Below are 18,697 nucleotides of genomic sequence, written 5' to 3'. Positions count from 1 at the left end.
TTTTACTGTACCGCACCCGCTGGCGACTGTGCAGTAATGCTTCAACAGTTGACAGTTGACAGTTGACAGTTGACAGTTGACAGTTTGAGAGCGACCTCTACCTAGAAGGAAGAGGATTGGAGTAATGAATAGTCTGATTTTTATTTCTCCCGATCGGGGTTACGACTTTCAACCAATTCTTTCTGGTAAGTTGCGATCGCCTAGAATTATCTCACATCTCGGGGTTCCCTCTCCAATCAAGTTGGCGGTAAGGGCGATCGCGCGCACACAGCCCCAGTCAGCTATAATCCTACAAGTAAACAAATTTCACTCTTACTGTTAAACTCCCATGAGAACACCAGCAAAAAGTTTCAAATTCCCGCTCAATATTTTGACGATCGGCTTAAGTGCATCCCTGATTTTTCCAGCTTCAGTAAAAGCCATATCCAGCATGGTTTCCTCCCCAGCAACTTCCGAAAAACCTGCCGTTTTAATGGCTAAGGTTCAGCAGCGAATCCAGTTCAAAAAAGGTACTAATTCAGCGGAAATCAAAGGAGGAGTAGCGCGCGGCACTGTTAATACTTATTTGATTAAAGCTAAAAAAGGGCAAAAGATGAAGATCGAGATCCAATCCCTTGAAAAAAATGCTGTTTTTAACATCATAGACCCAAATACAAAGACGATAGTTAAAGAATCAAAAAACTGGTCTGGAGAATTGAGCCAAACAGGAGACTATGAAATAGCTGTCGGTACAGAAAGAGGAGGTGCAAGTTACAATATGTCAGTGTCGATCGAGTAAGTAACCACACAAAATTAATTACATAAAAACTCCTTTGTCGGCAATGGTTTCAGTTAGTCGTAGGGTGTGTCGCACGAGAACAATCCCTAAATTTCACGCCATATCTCATGGCGACGCACGTTACACATTGGGTGGACCAAACAAACCATACAATATAATTGTTCGTTTTGCTGATAAGAGGCTCAGTTTATAAGGTGCGTCCCTTTGAGATTGTCCATTTTTTTGAGGGATTGTTAATGGCGACGCACCCTACAGCTAATGTTGAATCAATCCCAAATCGAAAATCTAAAATCCTCTCTTCCCCCAAATTTATCCGTGGGGTCAATCTAAAATCTAAAATCTAAAATCTAAAATCGATTGACTTGTGGGATGGTGCCCAGAGTCCGTCCGAAAATTTGATTAAAAGGACTTTTGCAAGAAGTCTAAGGTGCGTCGCTTTGAGATTGTCCATTTTTTTTGAGGGATTGTTAATGGCGACGCACCCGACTACTGTTGAACCGGGTAATTTTAGGGTGGTAAATATTCCATTAAAATTTAAAACAAATAATCTATACACCGTTCCGATTCATCGTACCGTAACTGTTTAACCAAATTTCTGGATTTTGTAACAAAAGTTCAAGCTTTGCATCCCGTAAAGTTGTTATATTTGGGTTGCAAAAACAATTTTGAAGCGGGCGCATTGTCAAATATTATGTCGCGTTACCAAACCATAAATAACCTTGTTAGCCTCCAACAGGCACTCGAAGGAATAATTGTTGACGATTTAAAAAAGCTCAAAGCATTATTACCAGATCCTCGTAAATTAACCCGTAAAGCAGATCTGGTTGATGGCATTAGATCGCAATTGCTGGGAGAGAACCTTCGGAAGGTGTGGGCGAAATTAGACAACCTTCAAAAAGCGGCTGTATCTGAAGTTATACATGGGGAGGATGGTATTTATTTTCCTGAGATATTTAGCGCAAAATACGGAGAACCAGCAAATTTTGGAACAAGCGATCGCTATGGAACTAACAGAGAACCATCTCTGCTATGCTTGTTTATTTATGGCAGGCAGATACCCTACGATTTAGAAGAAGAATTGCTCAAATTCGTTCCAGAACCAAAAGAAGCCACGTTAGATGATGCTGGTGAAACAGTAGGAAATCATGTGAAACTCCGCGTTCAAAGATATAACTATAGTACAGAAAAAAAGGAGACAGAAGAATACGATATTCCCTTGGCTTCTTGTGAAACACAGTTGGCAGCTACAAAGGATTTTGCAGCCGTTTTGCGTCTGATTCAGTCGGGTAAAGTTGCGGTTAGCGATAAAACTGCTTTACCTACTGCTGGAAGTGTAAAGGCGATCGCCTCTATATTGCAAGGCGGTGATTTTTATAATGAGGAACAGCGTCAAATTAGCCTAGCCAAGGATAGCGACTACGATGATGAAGTATTCGCTGAAATCGGTAGCATCAAGCCCTTTGCTTGGATAATGATAGCGCAAGGGAGCAAGTTCGCGGAACGATCGGGCAAAAAGCTAGTTTTGACGAAAGCGGGACTGAAAGCTTTACAAGAATCACCCGCCAAAGGTTTACAGACAGCATGGAAGCGCTGGTTAAAGACAAAAGTCTTTGATGAATTTCGCCGCATTGATGCGATCAAAGGACAAACTGGGAGGGGTGCAGGTGGCATTACGGATGTGACGTGGCGGAGAGATGCGATCGCCTCTGTGCTCGTAGAATGTCCTGTGGGTAAGTGGGTTATGTTTCATGACTTTAGCCAATATCTAGTCGCAACGGGCCATAGGTTTGAGGTGACGGAGGAACCTTACTATCTGTATATTGGTGAACCTGGGTATGGAAACTTATCAGAATTGAGTGGCGACAGTTGGCGGATTCTGGAAGAACGATATATGCGGTGTTTTTTGTTTGAGTATGCTGCTACTTTGGGAATCATTGATGTTGCATATGTCGATCCGTTACTCATACCATCCGATTATGACTATCTTTGGGGAACGGACAATCTGGAATTTCTCAGTCGTTATGATGGCTTAGTATATTTTCGCTTGACGGCTTTGGGGGCTTATTGTTTGGATTTGACGGATAAGTATATTCCGCCAGCAATTGAGGTTCGTCAAACGCTGCGGGTATTGCCGAATCTAGAAATTATTGCGGCGGGAGATGGTGTCGAGACATCGGATGCGATCGTCCTGGATATCTATACTAAGAAAGTTTCGGATGTTGTGTGGCGTCTCGATCGCCCAAAAATCTTTGTAGCCATTGAAAACGGATATCCATTAGCCGAGTTTACAGAGTTTTTGGACGCCCGGAGTATTGAACCGCTGCCGCAAACTGTGCAACAATTTCTGACGGATGTTACAGAGCGATCGAATAGCGTGCAAGATATAGGTAGTGTCAGGTTGATCGAATGTACTACCGCCCATATAGCATTGCTGATTGCCAATGATTCCCGTACTAAAAAGTTCTGTCAGTTGGCGGGCGATCGCACTGTAGCGGTTCCATTGGGCCAGGAAACGAAATTTCGCACCGCCCTGCGACAAATGGGTTATGTCTTACCCCAGTCGGATAAATAATACACCTGATATTATGAGTATCAACAATCGCGCGAAAACCTTTGTATCTTTCGTTTATAGCCGAGGCAAGATCCCCCTAAATCCCCCTTAAAAAGGGGGACTTTGAGCAGCATCCTGCCCCCCCACAAGAGTATTTGTAGGGTGCGTCGCTGGCGATAAATCCCTAAATGCGATCTACAATCTCGATCGCGACGCACCTTTCACATAGACTGGAATAAATAAACCAAACATTTCTCTTCCTTCTTCCTTCTCCCCTCTTTTTACCCTGATCGAACTCGAAGGGATTTTTTCCTTCTATCAACTATCAACTATCAACTGTCAACTGTCAACTGCCAACTGTCAACTATCAACTATCAACTGTCAACTGTCAACTGCCAACTGCCAACTGTCAACTGCCAACTGCCAACTGTCAACTGTCAACTATCAACTGTCAACTGTGAATTATGAGTTATGTTGCTGAAAATGCTTTAATCGTGCAGAGCGATCGCTCAATTTTACTAGAAGTTCACGCCCCTACAGCGAAATTAGCACGAGAAGCGATCGCACCTTTTGCCGAATTAATCAAAAGTCCCGAACACATCCACACCTATCGGATCACGCCCTTGAGTGTGTGGAATGCCAGGGCGGCGGGAATGTTAGTTGAATTGATGATCGCAGCGCTGCGAAAGTATGCTAAATATGATATTCCCGAATCGGTAGCGCAGGAAATTGAACTACTCGGTACGCGCTACGGATTGACGGTAATTGAAAGGATTGATGCGGAAAATCCCAATTTACAACTGCGGATTGTCGATCGCCCGCTGACGGAGTTGTTAGTGCGGGACGATCGCGTAAAACCGCTGTTAGGTAAGCGGATTTCGGATCTTTGCTTTCAAGTCGATGCGGGGAATCGCGGTGTACTCAAACAAGCTTTGCTAGCAGTAGGTTATCCGGCGGAAGATTTGGCTGGATATATCGAGGGTGCGGAGTTGGCGATTGCGTTGCGCGATCGCACTTTAGGAAGCGACTTACCCTTTAATTTGCGCGCCTATCAAAAGGAAGCCGTAGAGGCATTCTATCAAGGCGGAGAGGTTAGAGGCGGCAGCGGTACGATCGTCCTACCGTGCGGGGCTGGTAAGACGATTGTGGGGATGATTGCGATGAGTTTGGTGCAGCAAAAGACACTGATTCTCACCAGCAGTTTGACTTCGGTGCACCAGTGGCGCAGGGAAATATTGGACAAGACGAGTTTAACTGAAGATGCGATCGCCGAGTACAGCAGCAACAGCAAAAAAACGGCTTCTGTAACTCTCTCGACTTACCAAATGCTCAGTTATCGATCGACTAAAGATGATGAATTCCCCCACTTCGAGTTATTTAACGCGCAATCCTGGGGACTGATTATCTATGATGAAGTTCATCTATTACCCGCACCGATATTTCGGATTACCGCCGACTTACAAGCGCGACGGCGGTTAGGTTTAACTGCGACATTGATTCGCGAAGACGGGAAAGAAGGCGATGTTTTCACGCTAATTGGCCCGAAGCGCTATGACGTACCTTGGCGGGAATTGGAAGGACAGGGATTTATTGCTACAGCTAATTGTACCGAAATCCGCGTCGCCCAAAATGAGGCAGAAAAAATGGAATATGCCCTAGCGCCGCGCCGCAGTCAGTTTCGGATTGCTGCGGAAAATCCGGGTAAGTTGGATGTGGTGCAAGGTTTGTTGCAAAAGGAGGCGGGACACCGTATTTTAATTATTGGTGAGTATCTCGAACAGTTAGATGCGATCGCCCTAGTTACCCAATTACCTCTGATTACGGGGAAGACAAAACAGGTTGAGCGCGATCGGTTATACGAAGCATTCCGTCACAAAGAGATTCCCGGATTAATTCTATCTCGCGTGGGCAATTTTGCCGTCGATTTACCCGATGCCGATGTGTTAATTCAAGTATCAGGTAAATATGGTTCTCGCCAAGAAGAAGCGCAGCGCCTCGGACGGATTCTCCGGCCTAAATCTGACGGACATACTGCGAGTTTTTATACATTAGTGTCGCTACAAACTTGCGAGGAAGATTTTGCGCGACACCGCCAACTGTTTCTGACTGAACAGGGCTACAGTTATACTATTGAGGTTCAAGGCGATGGTTAGTTGGCTTGGCAGGATAGACCGGGTGCATCTCATTTTTGCAAATATACTCGTAGGGGCGAAGCCCTTCCCAAATTGAGATGCACCCATCGATTAAGTTAAGCTATAATAGACTGATTGCAACCTTAACCTAAACATGACTCAAGCTGAAAAGACTTCTATTTTTCAAAAAGCAATAGATACCGTAGAAGCTCTCTCGCCTGAAGAGCAGAATATGCTGATCGATATCATTCAAAACCGTCTTAAGCAACAGCATCGCGATGAACTATTGAAAGCAGTTGCCGAGTCAGAAAAAGATTATGAAATAGGCAATGTGCGTCGAGGTACAGTTGCCGACTTGATGGCGGAGTTAGATGAGTGAAAACTTTAATTTGGAGTTCAGCCTTTACTCGTGCGCTCAAGCGTTTAGTTCGCCAAAATCCGCAATTGCGCTCTTTAGTTGAGCAAACATTACAACAACTTGCTGAAGAGCCATTTGCTCCTACTTTACGGACTCATAAACTCAAAGGAGATTTATCGGATAGATGGTCTTGTTCCATTGACTATAGCAATCGAATTGTGTTTAAATTTGTTCATAATTCAGATACAGATGAAGCAGAGATTTTACTGCTGACTCTTGGCTCTCATGATGATGTTTACTAAGTTTTATGAATACAGCCTCTAATTGCTTGGATGATTATGAAATGCTGGATGACTGTATATAACTGCTGATGGGATAGGATTTTAGCGATCGAAATTGTGATCGGCGTGATTTGCAAACATGGAACTACAAAACTTGGCTGCGTGATAAATAAACCGATCAACGCTTAAGGAAGGTAATTGAAATGTCAGAAACAATCAATTTTGAGCAAGCCGTGTTAGAGAATCTGCGACAGTTGCCAACTGAGAAACAAGAAGAAGTCCTCGACTTTGTACAATTCCTCGTGCAAAAAGCGTCACAGAAAAAGCAGTTATCCAGCGAAAGTTCTGAGTCTAACAATTCGCCAACAACCGCACCTACTCTCAAGCTCTCACTTACAGAAATTGCTAGGTTGCCGATCGCAGAACGCCATAAAATACTAGCACCATATATAGCAGCTACAGCCGAAGATTTTTTGACTTATCCTGAATTAACGGAGTTTTCGGTACTTGATGGCGAAGAATCTTTAATTGACTCAGCTATTACTCGCAGCCACGAGGCTTTTTTGAACAGCTACGCACCCGAAGACGAAGGACTTTATGATGACTATTGAATCGGGTGATTTTTGGGTAGCAAATATTCCCTTTACAGGTGGCGCAGGCTCTAAAAAACGTCCCATACTTTTATTGTGGTTGGATGGCGAGGATGTGGTAGCAGCAGCCGTCACCTCTGCAAAACCCCGCAGCCAAACTGATGTATTTCTTAATGATTGGCAAGCCAGCGGTTTGCGTATTGCTTCAACAGTGCGTTTATCTAGATTAGATTGTTTGGAAAAGTCTTTGTTGCTGGCGAAAATCGGACAAATTTCTCAAGCAGATGCAGAAGTAGTGAAACGAGTTTGGGATTTGTATGTTAAGCCTCAATTTTAATGATAAAGCGATCGCCCTTACAACTCCCTCAACCCAGGCCCAACCACAATACTTAATAAAAACTTTACAAAAGTTACCATGTTGCCCAACACGAGTTAGAGTTATCCTCTAAAATCCAGCAATCCTGCAAAGCGTCAACCTTCCAGTCACTTACGATGTCACATTAGCCAGATGTCCCGATTTATTGATACTCGACTACGGCTTAATTAAAACAGCGCCGCAAAAGACATCAAATAAATGTTAAGCAGCGCAACATATCTAAATCTAGTAAAATTTGACATCTACCGATATCTGAGTGAAAATCGTCTTATTTCATTAGCAGCTTCTTGCCGTAGATTTATTGATTCAAGCCTACCTAGCTCTTGCCACACCACATTAATAGGCATAAGTACGCCATTATTCACTTGAATAGTAGGGTATTCACAACCTGGATAATCTTCTCTAATAACCCAATCACCTTTTACTCTGCGTCGTATAACCTCTCCTACATAGGCAACTAGATTATCGTATAAATCAGCTTGAAGTTTTTCAAATCCATAACTTTCAGCCTTGCTAGATACAATGTCTAAACTTTTGTATGAATAATCCAACTCCTCATCCAAAATATCTAAATAAATTGTTAACTCATTAATCAATTCATCAACCTTGTTAACAAGCTGTAATTTGTTTTTTGAAAAATATATCCAATGACTTACAGAATTACCCCGGTTATTAGCATAGTCATCCCTCACCTTCTGTGTCCATCGAATTTTCCTCACAAAATATTCTTTAGAGTAAATATCTCCTCTACCAGGAATTGAAAATCCTTTGGGATCGAAAACAAATAGAAATCTATCATTTGATAACTCATAAATTTGAGGCTGATTCTTGTATCCAGTGCTATATGTCTCCTCAAAGAACTTTGTAAACTCCTCATGCAGTCTTCCCTCAGATTCTATTAATTCCTGAACCTGATTTCTTTTGAGCCGTTTCGCATTAAGAGATTTCTTCTTTCCCATTTTGATAATAAGTTTAAATGCAACTAATAGCCTAAGTCAAAATAATTGAGCAATTCGTAAACAGTATTTACTGTTTTTTGGCAGGATTCGCAAAAAGTTCTGCACAAGTTGAAAACTCTATTTGATTTATCCGTCAAAAATCTCAATTCTCAAACCTTACCATCCAAACTAAAAAACCCAAAATTTGCTCTACTGGCGGTAAGGAGTAAATATTCAGGTCGATGGTTACTTCGTTTCCAATAAGCTGAAGAAATTGCCATTGGAGACCATTAGTAACACAACCATAGAGGGTAGGTAAAGGTTTTTGTTTAGCTTCATTAAATTTCTGTGCCGCCACCATTTCTGCAACACACTGACCAATTCCTGTTTTTAAATCTGCCTGTTTTGCCTCTACAATAATAATGGCGGGTGCTTCAATTGCTAATTGTTCTGTGGAACAACTGATCAAAAAGTCGCAGCGTCCATTCAATCCCAGAGATTCGTCTACGTTGAAATCTTCCCCAGAGAACAGACTAATTTGACGGTTGACAATGCGGCGAACCTCTACAAGCACAGGGCTAATAATTAGCTCCGATCTGGCTTTTTCGCTGCCTGTAGCTACAGCAAGCGGTAAAGTTTCTTCCAGAGTTGCCGCCAGACTAATACTGGGTTGGATGGGGGCAATTTTAGGGAAAAATCTGATTCCTTCTACTGTGGTTAAATTGAAGGCTTCTTTAACCTTGCTAATGGTTGTGAATTGACTGTATGGCATATTTTTGTGGCTCTCATTAACTAATATATTGTTTGTGTGTCAAAAATGAAATTTTATACATTTTCTATTTCTGTACTTTCTTCTGTTCCATTGTATTGAGCAGTTGCGACAAATTCTGATTGAGAATTTCATACCCTTGTCCGTTCAAGTGCAGTTCATCGCTTCTATATTTCGGCAATATCATGCCCTGACTATCGCCAATAATAGGGAATGTATCAAACACTATAATTTTATCTCCAGCTAAGGTGGCGATGTAGGTATTGACTTCTTTAATTGCCAGACTTATGTCATCAGACCAAAAAGGCTTGCGTTCTAGTGGCACTTCTCCGACTGGGAAAATAGTAGTCACGATTACTACTGCACCTAGATTCTTCGATTCTTCGACAATTCGCTTAATATTTGCTTGACAATTGGCAACGATCGCATTTCTGCTTTCAGGAAACAAGGGAATGGTTTTCAGATCGTTGACACCAACTTGGATAATTACGATTTTGGGTTTTAAGGAACTCACATGATAGGCAAATCTCTCGATCGCCTGAACAGAGGTTTGAGAAGCAATTCCCCGGTTAATAAACTCATATTCACCGAGATTGGGCGATGTCCAACTGGCGGCCCTGGAGTCACCAAAGAAAACCACACGGGTTTGCTTGGTATTAGTAACTGGCTGGGCATTGATAGGATGGTTGGTCAATCCCAGAGGATCTAAGCGAGTTTGATTGAGTTCGCGATAATACTGTTTGGCTCGACCCAAAAGCAGAATATTTAGGAAAATTGAACTTCCTAGCACTAATAAAAGAGCGATCGACAGAATAGTAGGTTTGCTCACTGCCATGTTTTTGGAATTGCGCTGCAATTTAATGTCATATCTTAGGAGAACTCAATATCGATATACTAGCGATATTTAGCTGCATAGCTATCCATTCATCCTAAGTTATGTTCCTTCAAATTCTCCCATTGCTCCCAGCCGAATAGTGATTAACTCTACATCGGTTAACGCTTCATGCGCTCCTTGTCTTGTTCCTTTTGGGGTTGTCCAAAAGCATCCCGCTTCACACACCCGATCGCCCGTTTTAAGACTACCCGAAACGACGAATACATACTCATCAGCCGGATGAGTATGAACTGGAATAATTGTACCTTGCTTCATCTTCAAGCGATGAATCGATCCTTGCGGCACAGGCTCAGCTAATACCACCCAACTTGTCCCAGGAAACACCGATAAATCAGCGAATTGTTGTGTGGATAAGTCTTGAAAACTTTGAGTCATAGGTTTTATTCTCGCCGTGCTGTACATTCATTATACCGATCGCCCTTACAACCCCCCCCAGCCCATGCCCAACCACAATACTTAATAAAAACTTTACAAAAGTTACCATGTTGCCCAACACGAGTTAGAGTTATCCTATAAAATCCAGCAATCCTGCAAAGCGTCTACCTTCCCGTCACTCATCCACTGGTTCGATGACTCAAACCCAAAGCACCAAAACCGCCACCCCTACTGCAATTTATTCCTTGACAATTGCTCCCGCCTGTGTATTGCGCGGTCAAAACGCTCTATCACAAGCCGGAAATGCGATCGCCCGTTTCGGAAAGCGGCCCCTAATAGTCGGCGGTAGCAACTCCCTCGCCGCCGCCCAACCCTACCTGCAACCAATCCTCGAACAACAACAGCTACAATCCGCGCAAACAGCCTACGGCAAGGATTGCAGCGAAACCAGCCTCGAAACCCTCCGCGCAGCCGTCCAAACCCACAAAGCCGACTTCATCATCGGCGTCGGCGGCGGCAAAGCCTTGGATGCAGCCAAACTTCTCGCCCATCAGTGCCAAATGGCGATCGTCACCATCCCCACATCAGCAGCCACCTGCGCCGCTTGGACAGCACTTTCTAACATTTATTCCGAACAAGGTGCGTTCCAATACGATGTCACATTAGCCAGATGTCCCGATTTGCTAGTCCTCGACTACGGCTTAATTCAAACTGCACCGCAGCGGACATTAGTAGCAGGAATTGGAGATGCGATCGCCAAATGGTACGAAGCATCAGTCAGCAGCGGACACTCAGAACAAACTCTGATAATTTCTGCCGTCCAACAAGCTAGAATCCTGCGCGATATCCTGTTCCAAAAAGCAGCCGCCGCCCTCAAAGAACCAGGTAGCGAAACCTGGCAAGAAGTCACAGACGCCACCGTATTGCTAGCAGGAGTAATCGGCGGAATTGGCGGGGCCGGGTGTCGCACCGTCGCCGCCCACGCCGTCCACAACGGCCTAACTCATCTATTAGCAAGTCACGGCACATTGCACGGCGAAAAAGTTGCCTACGGCATATTAGTGCAACTGCGGCTAGAAGAAATTCTGCAAAACAATCAACTAGCAGCAACCGCCAGACAGCAACTGCTAAAATTCTACGCCGAGATTGGATTGCCTCAAACTTTAGACAACTTAGGACTCGGAGACGTTAGCCTCACACAATTGCAGCGCGCCGCCGAAATAGCCTGCCATCCCAATTCGGACATCCACAGACTGCCATTTAAAGTTGTTCCCGAACAATTAATGGCAGCGATGGTTTCTACCACCGCACCTGTGGGAGAATTGAAAATCAAGAATTAAAAAAGTTTGTAGTAAGGACTTTAGTCCTTGAAAGGTTGCCCTAGAAAGCACTGAAATCCTTACTACTAACCAGGCAAAATCCGATGTTTTCTACCGCACAACTTGTGAGACAATTAAAAATTAATAATTAAAACAGTTTGGAGTAAGGACTTTAGTCCTTAAAAAACTGTGTGAGAAAGGACTTCAGTCCTTACTACGAACCCGAAAAACAACTAATAACTGATACACAAAAAATGACTTTGGATTGGATTAGCCCTGCTGACAGGTTGCAAAAACTACCGCCCTACGTATTTGCCCGTCTCGACGAACTCAAAGCCCGCGCCCGCGAACAAGGACTAGATTTAATAGACTTAGGAATGGGAAACCCCGACGGTGCGACTCCGCAACCGGTAGTAGAAGCCGCCATCGCAGCTATCCAAAATCCTGCAAATCACGGCTATCCGCCCTTTGAAGGAACTGCCAGTTTTCGCCGTACAATTACCAAATGGTACAGCCGCCGCTACAATGTTGAACTCGATCCAGAAGGGGAAGCATTACCTTTATTGGGTTCTAAAGAAGGTTTAGCGCATTTTGCGATCGCCTATATCAATCCCGGCGACTTAGTATTAGTACCGAGTCCCGCTTATCCCGTATTATTTCGCGGCCCAATCATCGCCGGTGCCAAAGTTCACAACATCATCCTCAAACCAGAGAATGACTGGGTAATTGACTTAGGTTCCATTCCCGACAGCGTAGCCGAACAAGCCAAAATTCTCTACTTTAATTATCCCAGCAATCCGACCGGAGCAACGGCCCCCCGCGAATTTTACAAAGATATTGTTGCTTTCGCACACAAACATCAAATTTTGTTGGTTCACGATTTGTGTTATGCGGAATTAGCCTTTGACGGCTATCAACCGACAAGTTTATTAGAAATTCCCGGCGGCAAAGAAATCGGAGTTGAATTTCACACCATGTCAAAAACCTACAATATGGCCGGCTGGCGAGTCGGTTTTGTAGTTGGAAACAGCCGGATCATTCAAGGTTTGCGAACTTTAAAAACTAACTTAGATTACGGCATATTTTCTGCCTTGCAAGCAGCAGCAGAAACAGCGTTGCAATTACCCGACAGTTACTTGCACGAAGTGCAGGAACGCTACCGCACTCGTCGCGATTTTATGGTTGCAGGATTGGCAGAATTGGGGTGGAATATTCCTAAACCTCTGGCTGCAATGTATCTTTGGGTTCCTTGCACTCAGGGCATGAGTTCGACAGATTTTGCCCTGAATGTTTTGCAGCAAACGGGTGTTGTTGTGACTCCTGGTAATGCTTTTGGGCCTGGTGGTGAAGGATATGTGAGGGTTAGTTTGATTGCAGATTGCGATCGGCTGGGAGAAGCCCTGCGCCGTTTGAAACAAGCAAACATTCGCTATTAATTACTGGTTACTGGTTATTGGTTATTGGTTAGTTGTTGGTGATAAGCTGCTCTGCATTTAAATTGTATATCAAAAAAGACTCAAAATCTTGTGGGGTGTCCCGCCTGCCCTGAATATGCAATAGACATCTCCAGAAAAGCCAGTTTTGAACAGGCAGGATGCTTGTTCCACAAGAATTATTGGAGATGTCTAATTTAAATGCCCAATTCCCAATTCCCAATTCCCAATTCCCAATTCCCAATTCCCAATTCCCAATGACTATAACGTTTTAATTTGCTCGATCGCCCAGTTGAACGTTTCCATAACTTGCTGGAGGGCAAATTCGTCTTCCAAAGTAGATAAAGCCAGACTCGGCGACCTTCTCTCGCCCGGTTCTGTAGGTAGCGAAAGACCGATCGAACTTAGCTTATTTCTCAATTCCAGCCAATTTTTTTCTGCATTAAATGGCGGTTGGGAACCGTAATTGTCAGCAGAAATCTCCATTCTGCCAGCAATATCTACAGTGAATAACTGATATGGTTTTCTGCCTCTGTGATGCAACCCGGCGGCGAAACCGCCGTAGGTGTCCCCCGTTCCCCAATGGATTTGAATTTCGGGTTCTTGACTTTTTGCCCAAAGGTAGATAGCTCTTGCCATTTGCGCCTCGTCCGCGCCTTGTCTAGCTTTGATTTCCGCAAAAAATGACGATTCATCCCAGCGCCTTCTTTCGCGCATTGCGTTGGATTTTTTATGCTGTGCTTCGGCTGTCTGACCGATAACTCTGGGAACCAAGGTTTTCAAACCATCTTCACTTACATATTGCTTAATTTCCAGGGCCAAAACTTCAAGCGGGTCCATTTGTTCGTTGAGAAATTCCACAACTCGGCGCATTTCAGCGGAAATCTCGTCTGCTACAAATACTAAGCGAATTTTACCGGCTTGCAAATTAGTTTTAACTTTCTGCCAAAATAGGTCTTCATTAGCATCCGCACCGAGAAACTCTTCAAAAATCTGTTCGGGATCGCGACCCCGATCGCGACAATTGGCTTCAAACAGAGCAATAATTGAATCTATTGGCCAGTAAACCAACGCATTAGCAGCATAGTCGATCGACTGACCCAAAACTTTTTGCCGGAGTGCAGCATTAGGAGTGCGCCTGACATCCACCAAAGTAGGAACTGCATTTTGGTCGAGAAACAAATGATCCAGCGACCATTGGACGGCAGTTTCCTCATCGGTGGGCACTGATTCCCGTGAAATTAACAGCCACTTCCGCGCCGTCGCGCGATCGATTTGATCTCCGGCAATCAGATTAGGATAAGTTACAAGCAAGTCTTGTAACTGGTCTTCCGAGTCGTAGGGCTGTTCCATCATTTCTACCAGCCTGTCGTCGTCCTGAATCAGATAAATACCTCCAGCCATGCACATCCACCTACTTAATTTTAGATTTTAGATTTGAGAATTCAGGCTTAGTCAGTTGATAGTTGACAGTTGACAGTTGACAGTTGACAGTTGTCATTAGTCATTAGTCTTCAGCCTATGATATCGTTTTCGGTTGCATCGGAATTATGTAGTGCAAGCGTCCATAGCGAACGATTGGTTCCCGAGTGAGACGCTCGCACGCTCCATCATTCAAATATATTATTCCGATGCTACCGGATTTGATATGACTTCACAAGGCGCAAGGCATTAGTCATTGAGCATTCTTGATAATTAAAGAATTAAAGAAAAATTTGGAATTTAAGAATTTTTCTTGTTTGTTAATTCCACAAAAAACTCCTTTTGAGCAATGACCAATGACAACTGTCAACTGTCAACTGTCAACTGTCAACTGTCAACTGTCAACTGTCAACTGTCAACTGTCAACTGTCAACTGACAACTGTCAACTGACAACTGTCAACTGACTACTGACAACCAGTAAATACTCGCTGTGCTGGCCCAGTCATGTAAATCCGCCCAGAAACTTCTGCCCATTCGATTTCCAAAACGCCACCGGGGAGTTCAACAGCAGTTGTCCGATCGCACTTTCCGACCAACACCCCAGCCACCACAGCAGCACAAGCACCAGTCCCACAAGCTAGAGTAACACCTGCGCCCCTTTCCCACACCCGCATTTTTACGTAGTCCCGTCGTATCACTTGAATAAATTCGGTATTTATACGCTGCGGGAAGGCTGGGTGGTGTTCAAATTGAGGGCCGAGAGTTTCCAAAGCCACAGCCGAAACATCTTCTACAAACGTAATGCAGTGAGGATTTCCCATGCTGACACAGGTAACAGACCAAGATTTATCAGCAACTTCGATCGGCACATCTATCACTTTGGCATCTGGCGCCGCCAAAGTTGTCGGAATTTCCGCAGCCAGCAACCGGGGAAGTCCCATATCCACCTTAACCTGACCGTCCGATCGCAATTCGGGGCTAATCACACCCGCCAGAGTGTGGATGCGATACTCAGTTTTTGCCTTCTCACCTTCCAAATCGGCGATAAACTTAGCCAAACAGCGAATCCCGTTGCCGCACATTTCCGGTTCCGAACCGTCGGAGTTAAAAATCCGCATCGTATAGTCAGTGCCGTTTTGACCCGGAAGAGCAAAAATCACGCCGTCTGCGCCGATCCCAAAATGTCGATCGCACATGGACACAGCTTGTTCTGGTGTTAAAACTGGTTCTGAGGAGTGGCGGTTGTCAATCAGAATAAAATCATTGCCCAGTCCGTGATACTTCGCAAACTCGATCGACATAAAAACAAACCTCTGTTGACAGTTGACAGTTGACAGTTGACAGTTGACAGTTAATAGTTGACCCAACGACTGCGTTTATCCGCTCGCGTAGCCGAAGGGCGATCGGGTAAAGCAGTTGACCCTTCGTCTACGCGAACCCGCAAGCAGTTGACAGTTGATAGCAAAAAAATGACTAATGCTGTTCGCGATCGGGGACAGCACTAATGACCGATGACTAATGACTAATGATTAATGACTAATAACCAATTTACCCATTTCCCAGTATGTCTGAATTTGAGACCGGATTGCCCAGCGTTCGCTTAATACAAAGCTACATCAAAGACAAAGAACAGTTAGAGATCAAACTGATGACTGGCGACTTGTTAGCCGGCAGAATTTTTTGGCAGGATCATAGCTGCATTTGCCTCCTCGATGCCTCAGAAACACAAATTCTGATCTCGCGATCGGCAATTGCTTATCTCAAACCCAACGCGTGAAGAAGAGGGGGAGAGGGGGAAAATCTTTCCTGTTCGCTCTTCCTTCCATCCGTTATATCGTTTCCGGGTGCATCGGAGTTATATAGTGCGAGCGTCTCGCTCGCGAACCAATCGCGAGCGAGACGCTCGCACTACATAATTGAAATATATTATTCCGATGCTACCGGATTTGATATTACATCCGTTACATCCCCTACAGGGCTTCCCTCTTCCGTCTTTCCTCTTCCGTCTTCCGTCTGACTAATAACGTTCGATCGCGCGGACAGCACCAATGCCCCATGCCCCATGCCCCATGCCCCATGCCCCATGCCCCATGCCCCATGACTAATCGCTAAATAGCTTTTCGCTAACTTGGGCGGTGACAAAAGGCAGCTTTAAGGCTGGTTGCGGCAGCGGAGGCGAGGCCGTCCGCTGCATCAAGCCGAGCTCGTAGAAGCCGCCGCACAGCAGCAAACGATCGCCCTCTTGCAAATCAGTAGTTCCATCCGGCCAGCGAGTAAACTTCCCTTCCCGGCGGATCGCCCGCACCTGCACCCCATACTGAGTGAGCAAATCTACCTCTGACAGTTTTTGGCCAACCCAAGGACTGTTGGCTGGTAACCTCAACCACTGACAAGAACTGTCGCCCTCGGGGACAGCAACTTCGCCCTTCGCCAGCAACTCAAAACTAATCAGTTCTTCCGGTTCACCCACTACCAAAAGTCGATCGCCCGACAGCAAAGCAGCCTTCCCGTTAGGATAATCAATTTCCTCGCCATCTTCGCGGACGATCGCCATCACACTGACCCCTGTCAACTGCCGCAAGTTAGTTTCTTCCAGAGTCATCCCACCAATGGGAGAGCCCTCCGGTAAGTTGTACCAATCGCCGTTGAGATCTCGAACCGCCACTTTCAAATCCCGCGAAACCGCCAAAGGTTCCCGCGCCGGCCGCAATTCCAGATAGCGGCTGCTGCGAATTTGCTGCACATCTCGCCCAATAGCCATTGCTGACAAACCCATACCAGCTAGCAAGTGGGCAGACAGTTCTAAACTAGCCTCAAACTCCGGCTGCACAACTTCCCAAGCCCCCAGTTGGTAAAGCAGTTCAATATCTTTATCTTTGTTGGCGCGCACCACAATATCCAAATCCGGGACTAATTCTAAAGCCCGCTTCAGACACAAGCGAGTGCTCATCGGATCGGGAAGAGTAATCGCCATTGCTTTGGCGCGTTCTACCCCGGCGGCTTCCAATACGTGCAAGCTGGCAGCATTCCCGTAAATGTAAGGAATTCCTGACACTCTGCACTCTTGAATTCTGCTTTCCGACTCGTCGATTACCACAATTGAACAGTTGCGGCTTTGCAGCACTTTGACTAAATTTCTGCCAACTCGCCCGTAGCCACAAACCACAACATGATTTTGTTCCGGCAAAGTTTCAGCTATTTCGACAGGTTGAGATGTTTGGTCAAAATAGTGCTGCAAAGGCCCGAAATTTTCCGCCCACTTGAATAACTGTGGCACGCTTCTCAATACAAACGGCGTCAGCACCAAGGTGACTGCTGTCGTTCCTAAAATTAATAGGTAAACGTTTCGCGAAACCAGTCCCATAGCTTGGCCAGAACTAGCGAGTACAAAGGAAAATTCTCCGATTTGAGCTAAGCCCAAACCTGCGATTAATGCTGTTTTTAGGGGATAGCCAAATAATCGGACGATCGGCGTTACAATCAAGAATTTGCCGACAAATACTAGAAATACCAGTCCCAAAATTAACTCTAGATGGTTCCAGAGAAACACCGGGTCGATTAACATTCCGATGGTAACAAAAAATAAGGATGCAAAAATATCTCGCAAAGGCTCGACATAAGTTAGAGTTTGGTCGGCATATTCCACCTCCGAAATCATTAAACCCGCCACAAATGCGCCCATCTCGATCGAGAAACCCAGATATTCTGTCAGCAGCGCAATCCCTAAAGCCAAAACCACAACTCCCAGCAAAAACAGTTCCCGGCTTTCTGTTCTCGCGAGGTAGCGCAGCAACTGCGGTACGATCCAAATGCCCGCTACTACTGCACCCGCAGCAAATAATCCGATCCGCACCAGGGCCCAGACTACCGTCATGCCGATCGCCTCTGCGGGCTGATTGAGGGCCGGCAAAACTGCCAGCATTAGCCCCAAAGCCAAATCTTGAACTACCAAGATTCCCAGCATGACTTGTCCGTGGGAAGTACCGCCTTCATTGCGTTCCATCAAGCATTTGAGTACAACCGCCGTCGAGGAAAGCGACAGGATTGCCCCTAAAAACACCCCTTGGGCAGGGGATTCTACCCAGCCTACACCCAAGGAAATTGCAGTAGTAATGGCGATCGTCAGCACAATTTGCAAGCCCCCCCCGCCCAGACTAATTGCTTTAACTCGATTTAGTTCGGCGAATGAAAACTCTACTCCCAAAGCAAACAACAGAAAAGCCACACCAAATTCTGCCAGGGTGTCTACCTGAACTAATTCTTTAATCAGCCCCAAACCGGCCGGCCCAACTACGATCCCTCCCAGGAGGTATCCGAGAATTACCGGCTGTCGCAACAACGATGCAAAGAGTCCTCCTGCTGCGGCAGCAGCGAGAACTAGAACTAAGTCAACAATCAGTCGGAAGTCTTCTTGCACAACTTTATGAAAAAAGTGTAAAGTTATATTATAGTGTTTAATGTGTTGACTATGTTGGGGGG

At 45.1% G+C, this 18,697-nt stretch carries 20 protein-coding genes; 12 read left to right on the top strand and 8 right to left on the bottom strand.

Features of this window, described 5'->3' with window-relative positions:
- Nucleotides 1–124 precede the first annotated feature (124 nt).
- The 8 genes from JGK20_RS06740 (at nucleotide 125) to JGK20_RS06705 (ending at nucleotide 7,027) form a co-directional block, all read left to right on the top strand.
- Nucleotides 125–322, top strand: a complete 198-nt coding sequence (locus JGK20_RS06740; RefSeq protein WP_293183700.1) for a hypothetical protein — start codon at nucleotides 125–127, stop codon at nucleotides 320–322.
- 6 nt (nucleotides 323–328) lie between these two features.
- Complete coding sequence (locus tag JGK20_RS06735; RefSeq protein WP_293191961.1) at nucleotides 329–778, top strand: hypothetical protein; 450 nt, start codon at nucleotides 329–331, stop codon at nucleotides 776–778.
- A 691-nt stretch (nucleotides 779–1,469) separates the two neighbouring features.
- Nucleotides 1,470–3,350 (top strand): hypothetical protein, encoded by a 1,881-nt coding sequence (locus tag JGK20_RS06730; protein ID WP_293229860.1) that lies wholly within the window; start codon nucleotides 1,470–1,472, stop codon nucleotides 3,348–3,350.
- 443 nt (nucleotides 3,351–3,793) lie between these two features.
- Nucleotides 3,794–5,482 carry a DNA repair helicase XPB gene (locus JGK20_RS06725; protein ID WP_293217064.1) on the top strand — a complete coding sequence of 563 codons (1,689 nt, stop codon included), beginning with the start codon at nucleotides 3,794–3,796 and terminating at the stop codon, nucleotides 5,480–5,482.
- 133 nt (nucleotides 5,483–5,615) lie between these two features.
- The gene (locus tag JGK20_RS06720) at nucleotides 5,616–5,840 is read left to right on the top strand and encodes a hypothetical protein (protein ID WP_293183692.1); all 225 of its coding nucleotides are present in this window, start codon (nucleotides 5,616–5,618) and stop codon (nucleotides 5,838–5,840) included.
- Entirely contained in the window at nucleotides 5,837–6,121 is a 285-nt protein-coding gene (locus JGK20_RS06715; protein ID WP_293183690.1) for a type II toxin-antitoxin system mRNA interferase toxin, RelE/StbE family, read from the top strand. The genes JGK20_RS06720 and JGK20_RS06715 overlap by 4 nt, the downstream gene beginning before the upstream one ends.
- Before the next feature lie 182 nt (nucleotides 6,122–6,303).
- Nucleotides 6,304–6,711, top strand: coding sequence for a DUF2281 domain-containing protein (locus JGK20_RS06710; protein ID WP_293183688.1), 408 nt, complete (start codon nucleotides 6,304–6,306; stop codon nucleotides 6,709–6,711).
- Nucleotides 6,698–7,027 carry a type II toxin-antitoxin system PemK/MazF family toxin gene (locus tag JGK20_RS06705; RefSeq protein WP_293183686.1) on the top strand — a complete coding sequence of 110 codons (330 nt, stop codon included), beginning with the start codon at nucleotides 6,698–6,700 and terminating at the stop codon, nucleotides 7,025–7,027. The genes JGK20_RS06710 and JGK20_RS06705 overlap by 14 nt, the downstream gene beginning before the upstream one ends.
- Nucleotides 7,028–7,308: 281 nt before the next feature.
- Here the strand turns inward: JGK20_RS06705 and JGK20_RS06700 are convergent, their stop codons facing one another.
- From JGK20_RS06700 to JGK20_RS06685, 4 genes are all read right to left on the bottom strand, one after another.
- Nucleotides 7,309–8,025 (bottom strand): hypothetical protein, encoded by a 717-nt coding sequence (locus tag JGK20_RS06700; RefSeq protein WP_293183684.1) that lies wholly within the window; start codon nucleotides 8,023–8,025, stop codon nucleotides 7,309–7,311.
- Between the two features lie 142 nt (nucleotides 8,026–8,167).
- The gene (locus tag JGK20_RS06695) at nucleotides 8,168–8,776 is read right to left on the bottom strand and encodes a hypothetical protein (RefSeq protein WP_293229857.1); all 609 of its coding nucleotides are present in this window, start codon (nucleotides 8,774–8,776) and stop codon (nucleotides 8,168–8,170) included.
- Nucleotides 8,777–8,840: 64 nt separating this feature from the next.
- Nucleotides 8,841–9,608 carry an SGNH/GDSL hydrolase family protein gene (locus tag JGK20_RS06690; RefSeq protein WP_293229854.1) on the bottom strand — a complete coding sequence of 256 codons (768 nt, stop codon included), beginning with the start codon at nucleotides 9,606–9,608 and terminating at the stop codon, nucleotides 8,841–8,843.
- A gap of 99 nt (nucleotides 9,609–9,707) precedes the next feature.
- Complete coding sequence (locus JGK20_RS06685) at nucleotides 9,708–10,043, bottom strand: DUF4437 domain-containing protein (RefSeq protein WP_293183678.1); 336 nt, start codon at nucleotides 10,041–10,043, stop codon at nucleotides 9,708–9,710.
- Between the two features lie 194 nt (nucleotides 10,044–10,237).
- Between JGK20_RS06685 and JGK20_RS06680 the strand changes: the two genes are divergently transcribed.
- On the top strand, nucleotides 10,238–11,383 hold the full coding sequence (locus tag JGK20_RS06680) for an iron-containing alcohol dehydrogenase family protein (RefSeq protein ID WP_293196278.1): 1,146 nt from the start codon (nucleotides 10,238–10,240) through the stop codon (nucleotides 11,381–11,383).
- Nucleotides 11,384–11,616: 233 nt separating this feature from the next.
- Complete coding sequence (locus JGK20_RS06675) at nucleotides 11,617–12,798, top strand: aspartate aminotransferase (RefSeq protein ID WP_293183762.1); 1,182 nt, start codon at nucleotides 11,617–11,619, stop codon at nucleotides 12,796–12,798.
- 258 nt (nucleotides 12,799–13,056) lie between these two features.
- On the opposite strand, the gene JGK20_RS06670 is transcribed toward JGK20_RS06675, so the two are convergent.
- Together JGK20_RS06670 and dapF are read right to left on the bottom strand one after the other, a co-directional pair.
- Nucleotides 13,057–14,199 (bottom strand): hypothetical protein, encoded by a 1,143-nt coding sequence (locus JGK20_RS06670; RefSeq protein WP_293196276.1) that lies wholly within the window; start codon nucleotides 14,197–14,199, stop codon nucleotides 13,057–13,059.
- A gap of 483 nt (nucleotides 14,200–14,682) precedes the next feature.
- On the bottom strand, nucleotides 14,683–15,519 hold the full coding sequence (dapF, locus tag JGK20_RS06665) for a diaminopimelate epimerase (protein WP_293183672.1): 837 nt from the start codon (nucleotides 15,517–15,519) through the stop codon (nucleotides 14,683–14,685).
- 57 nt (nucleotides 15,520–15,576) lie between these two features.
- On the opposite strand from dapF, the gene JGK20_RS06660 reads away from it, so the two are divergent.
- The gene (locus JGK20_RS06660) at nucleotides 15,577–15,723 is read left to right on the top strand and encodes a hypothetical protein (RefSeq protein WP_293183669.1); all 147 of its coding nucleotides are present in this window, start codon (nucleotides 15,577–15,579) and stop codon (nucleotides 15,721–15,723) included.
- Between the two features lie 59 nt (nucleotides 15,724–15,782).
- A complete protein-coding gene (locus JGK20_RS06655; RefSeq protein ID WP_293183666.1) occupies nucleotides 15,783–15,995 on the top strand; it encodes an RNA-binding protein hfq in 213 nt (70 codons plus the stop codon).
- A gap of 149 nt (nucleotides 15,996–16,144) precedes the next feature.
- Here JGK20_RS06655 and JGK20_RS06650 read toward each other — a convergent pair whose 3' ends face one another.
- A complete protein-coding gene (locus JGK20_RS06650) occupies nucleotides 16,145–16,303 on the bottom strand; it encodes a hypothetical protein (RefSeq protein ID WP_293183663.1) in 159 nt (52 codons plus the stop codon).
- Nucleotides 16,304–16,319: 16 nt separating this feature from the next.
- A complete protein-coding gene (locus tag JGK20_RS06645; RefSeq protein WP_293229851.1) occupies nucleotides 16,320–18,635 on the bottom strand; it encodes a cation:proton antiporter in 2,316 nt (771 codons plus the stop codon).
- Nucleotides 18,636–18,697: the final 62 nt, after the last annotated feature.

This window comes from Microcoleus sp. PH2017_05_CCC_O_A, from assembly GCF_020738785.1.
Classification (GTDB): Bacteria; Cyanobacteriota; Cyanobacteriia; order Cyanobacteriales; family Microcoleaceae; genus Microcoleus.
This window is presented reverse-complemented; position numbering and strand designations above follow the sequence as displayed.

Coding starts and splice junctions, on each gene's coding strand:
- JGK20_RS06740 (WP_293183700.1), top strand. CDS start 125: ATGAATAGTCTGATTTTTATTTCTCCCGATCGGGGTTACGACTTTCAA.
- JGK20_RS06735 (WP_293191961.1), top strand. CDS start 329: ATGAGAACACCAGCAAAAAGTTTCAAATTCCCGCTCAATATTTTGACG.
- JGK20_RS06730 (WP_293229860.1), top strand. CDS start 1,470: ATGTCGCGTTACCAAACCATAAATAACCTTGTTAGCCTCCAACAGGCA.
- JGK20_RS06725 (WP_293217064.1), top strand. CDS start 3,794: ATGAGTTATGTTGCTGAAAATGCTTTAATCGTGCAGAGCGATCGCTCA.
- JGK20_RS06720 (WP_293183692.1), top strand. CDS start 5,616: ATGACTCAAGCTGAAAAGACTTCTATTTTTCAAAAAGCAATAGATACC.
- JGK20_RS06710 (WP_293183688.1), top strand. CDS start 6,304: ATGTCAGAAACAATCAATTTTGAGCAAGCCGTGTTAGAGAATCTGCGA.
- JGK20_RS06705 (WP_293183686.1), top strand. CDS start 6,698: ATGATGACTATTGAATCGGGTGATTTTTGGGTAGCAAATATTCCCTTT.
- JGK20_RS06700 (WP_293183684.1), bottom strand. CDS start 8,025: ATGGGAAAGAAGAAATCTCTTAATGCGAAACGGCTCAAAAGAAATCAG.
- JGK20_RS06695 (WP_293229857.1), bottom strand. CDS start 8,776: ATGCCATACAGTCAATTCACAACCATTAGCAAGGTTAAAGAAGCCTTC.
- JGK20_RS06690 (WP_293229854.1), bottom strand. CDS start 9,608: ATGGCAGTGAGCAAACCTACTATTCTGTCGATCGCTCTTTTATTAGTG.
- JGK20_RS06685 (WP_293183678.1), bottom strand. CDS start 10,043: ATGACTCAAAGTTTTCAAGACTTATCCACACAACAATTCGCTGATTTA.
- JGK20_RS06680 (WP_293196278.1), top strand. CDS start 10,238: ATGACTCAAACCCAAAGCACCAAAACCGCCACCCCTACTGCAATTTAT.
- JGK20_RS06675 (WP_293183762.1), top strand. CDS start 11,617: ATGACTTTGGATTGGATTAGCCCTGCTGACAGGTTGCAAAAACTACCG.
- JGK20_RS06670 (WP_293196276.1), bottom strand. CDS start 14,199: ATGGCTGGAGGTATTTATCTGATTCAGGACGACGACAGGCTGGTAGAA.
- dapF (WP_293183672.1), bottom strand. CDS start 15,519: ATGTCGATCGAGTTTGCGAAGTATCACGGACTGGGCAATGATTTTATT.
- JGK20_RS06655 (WP_293183666.1), top strand. CDS start 15,783: ATGTCTGAATTTGAGACCGGATTGCCCAGCGTTCGCTTAATACAAAGC.
- JGK20_RS06650 (WP_293183663.1), bottom strand. CDS start 16,303: ATGGGGCATGGGGCATGGGGCATGGGGCATGGGGCATTGGTGCTGTCC.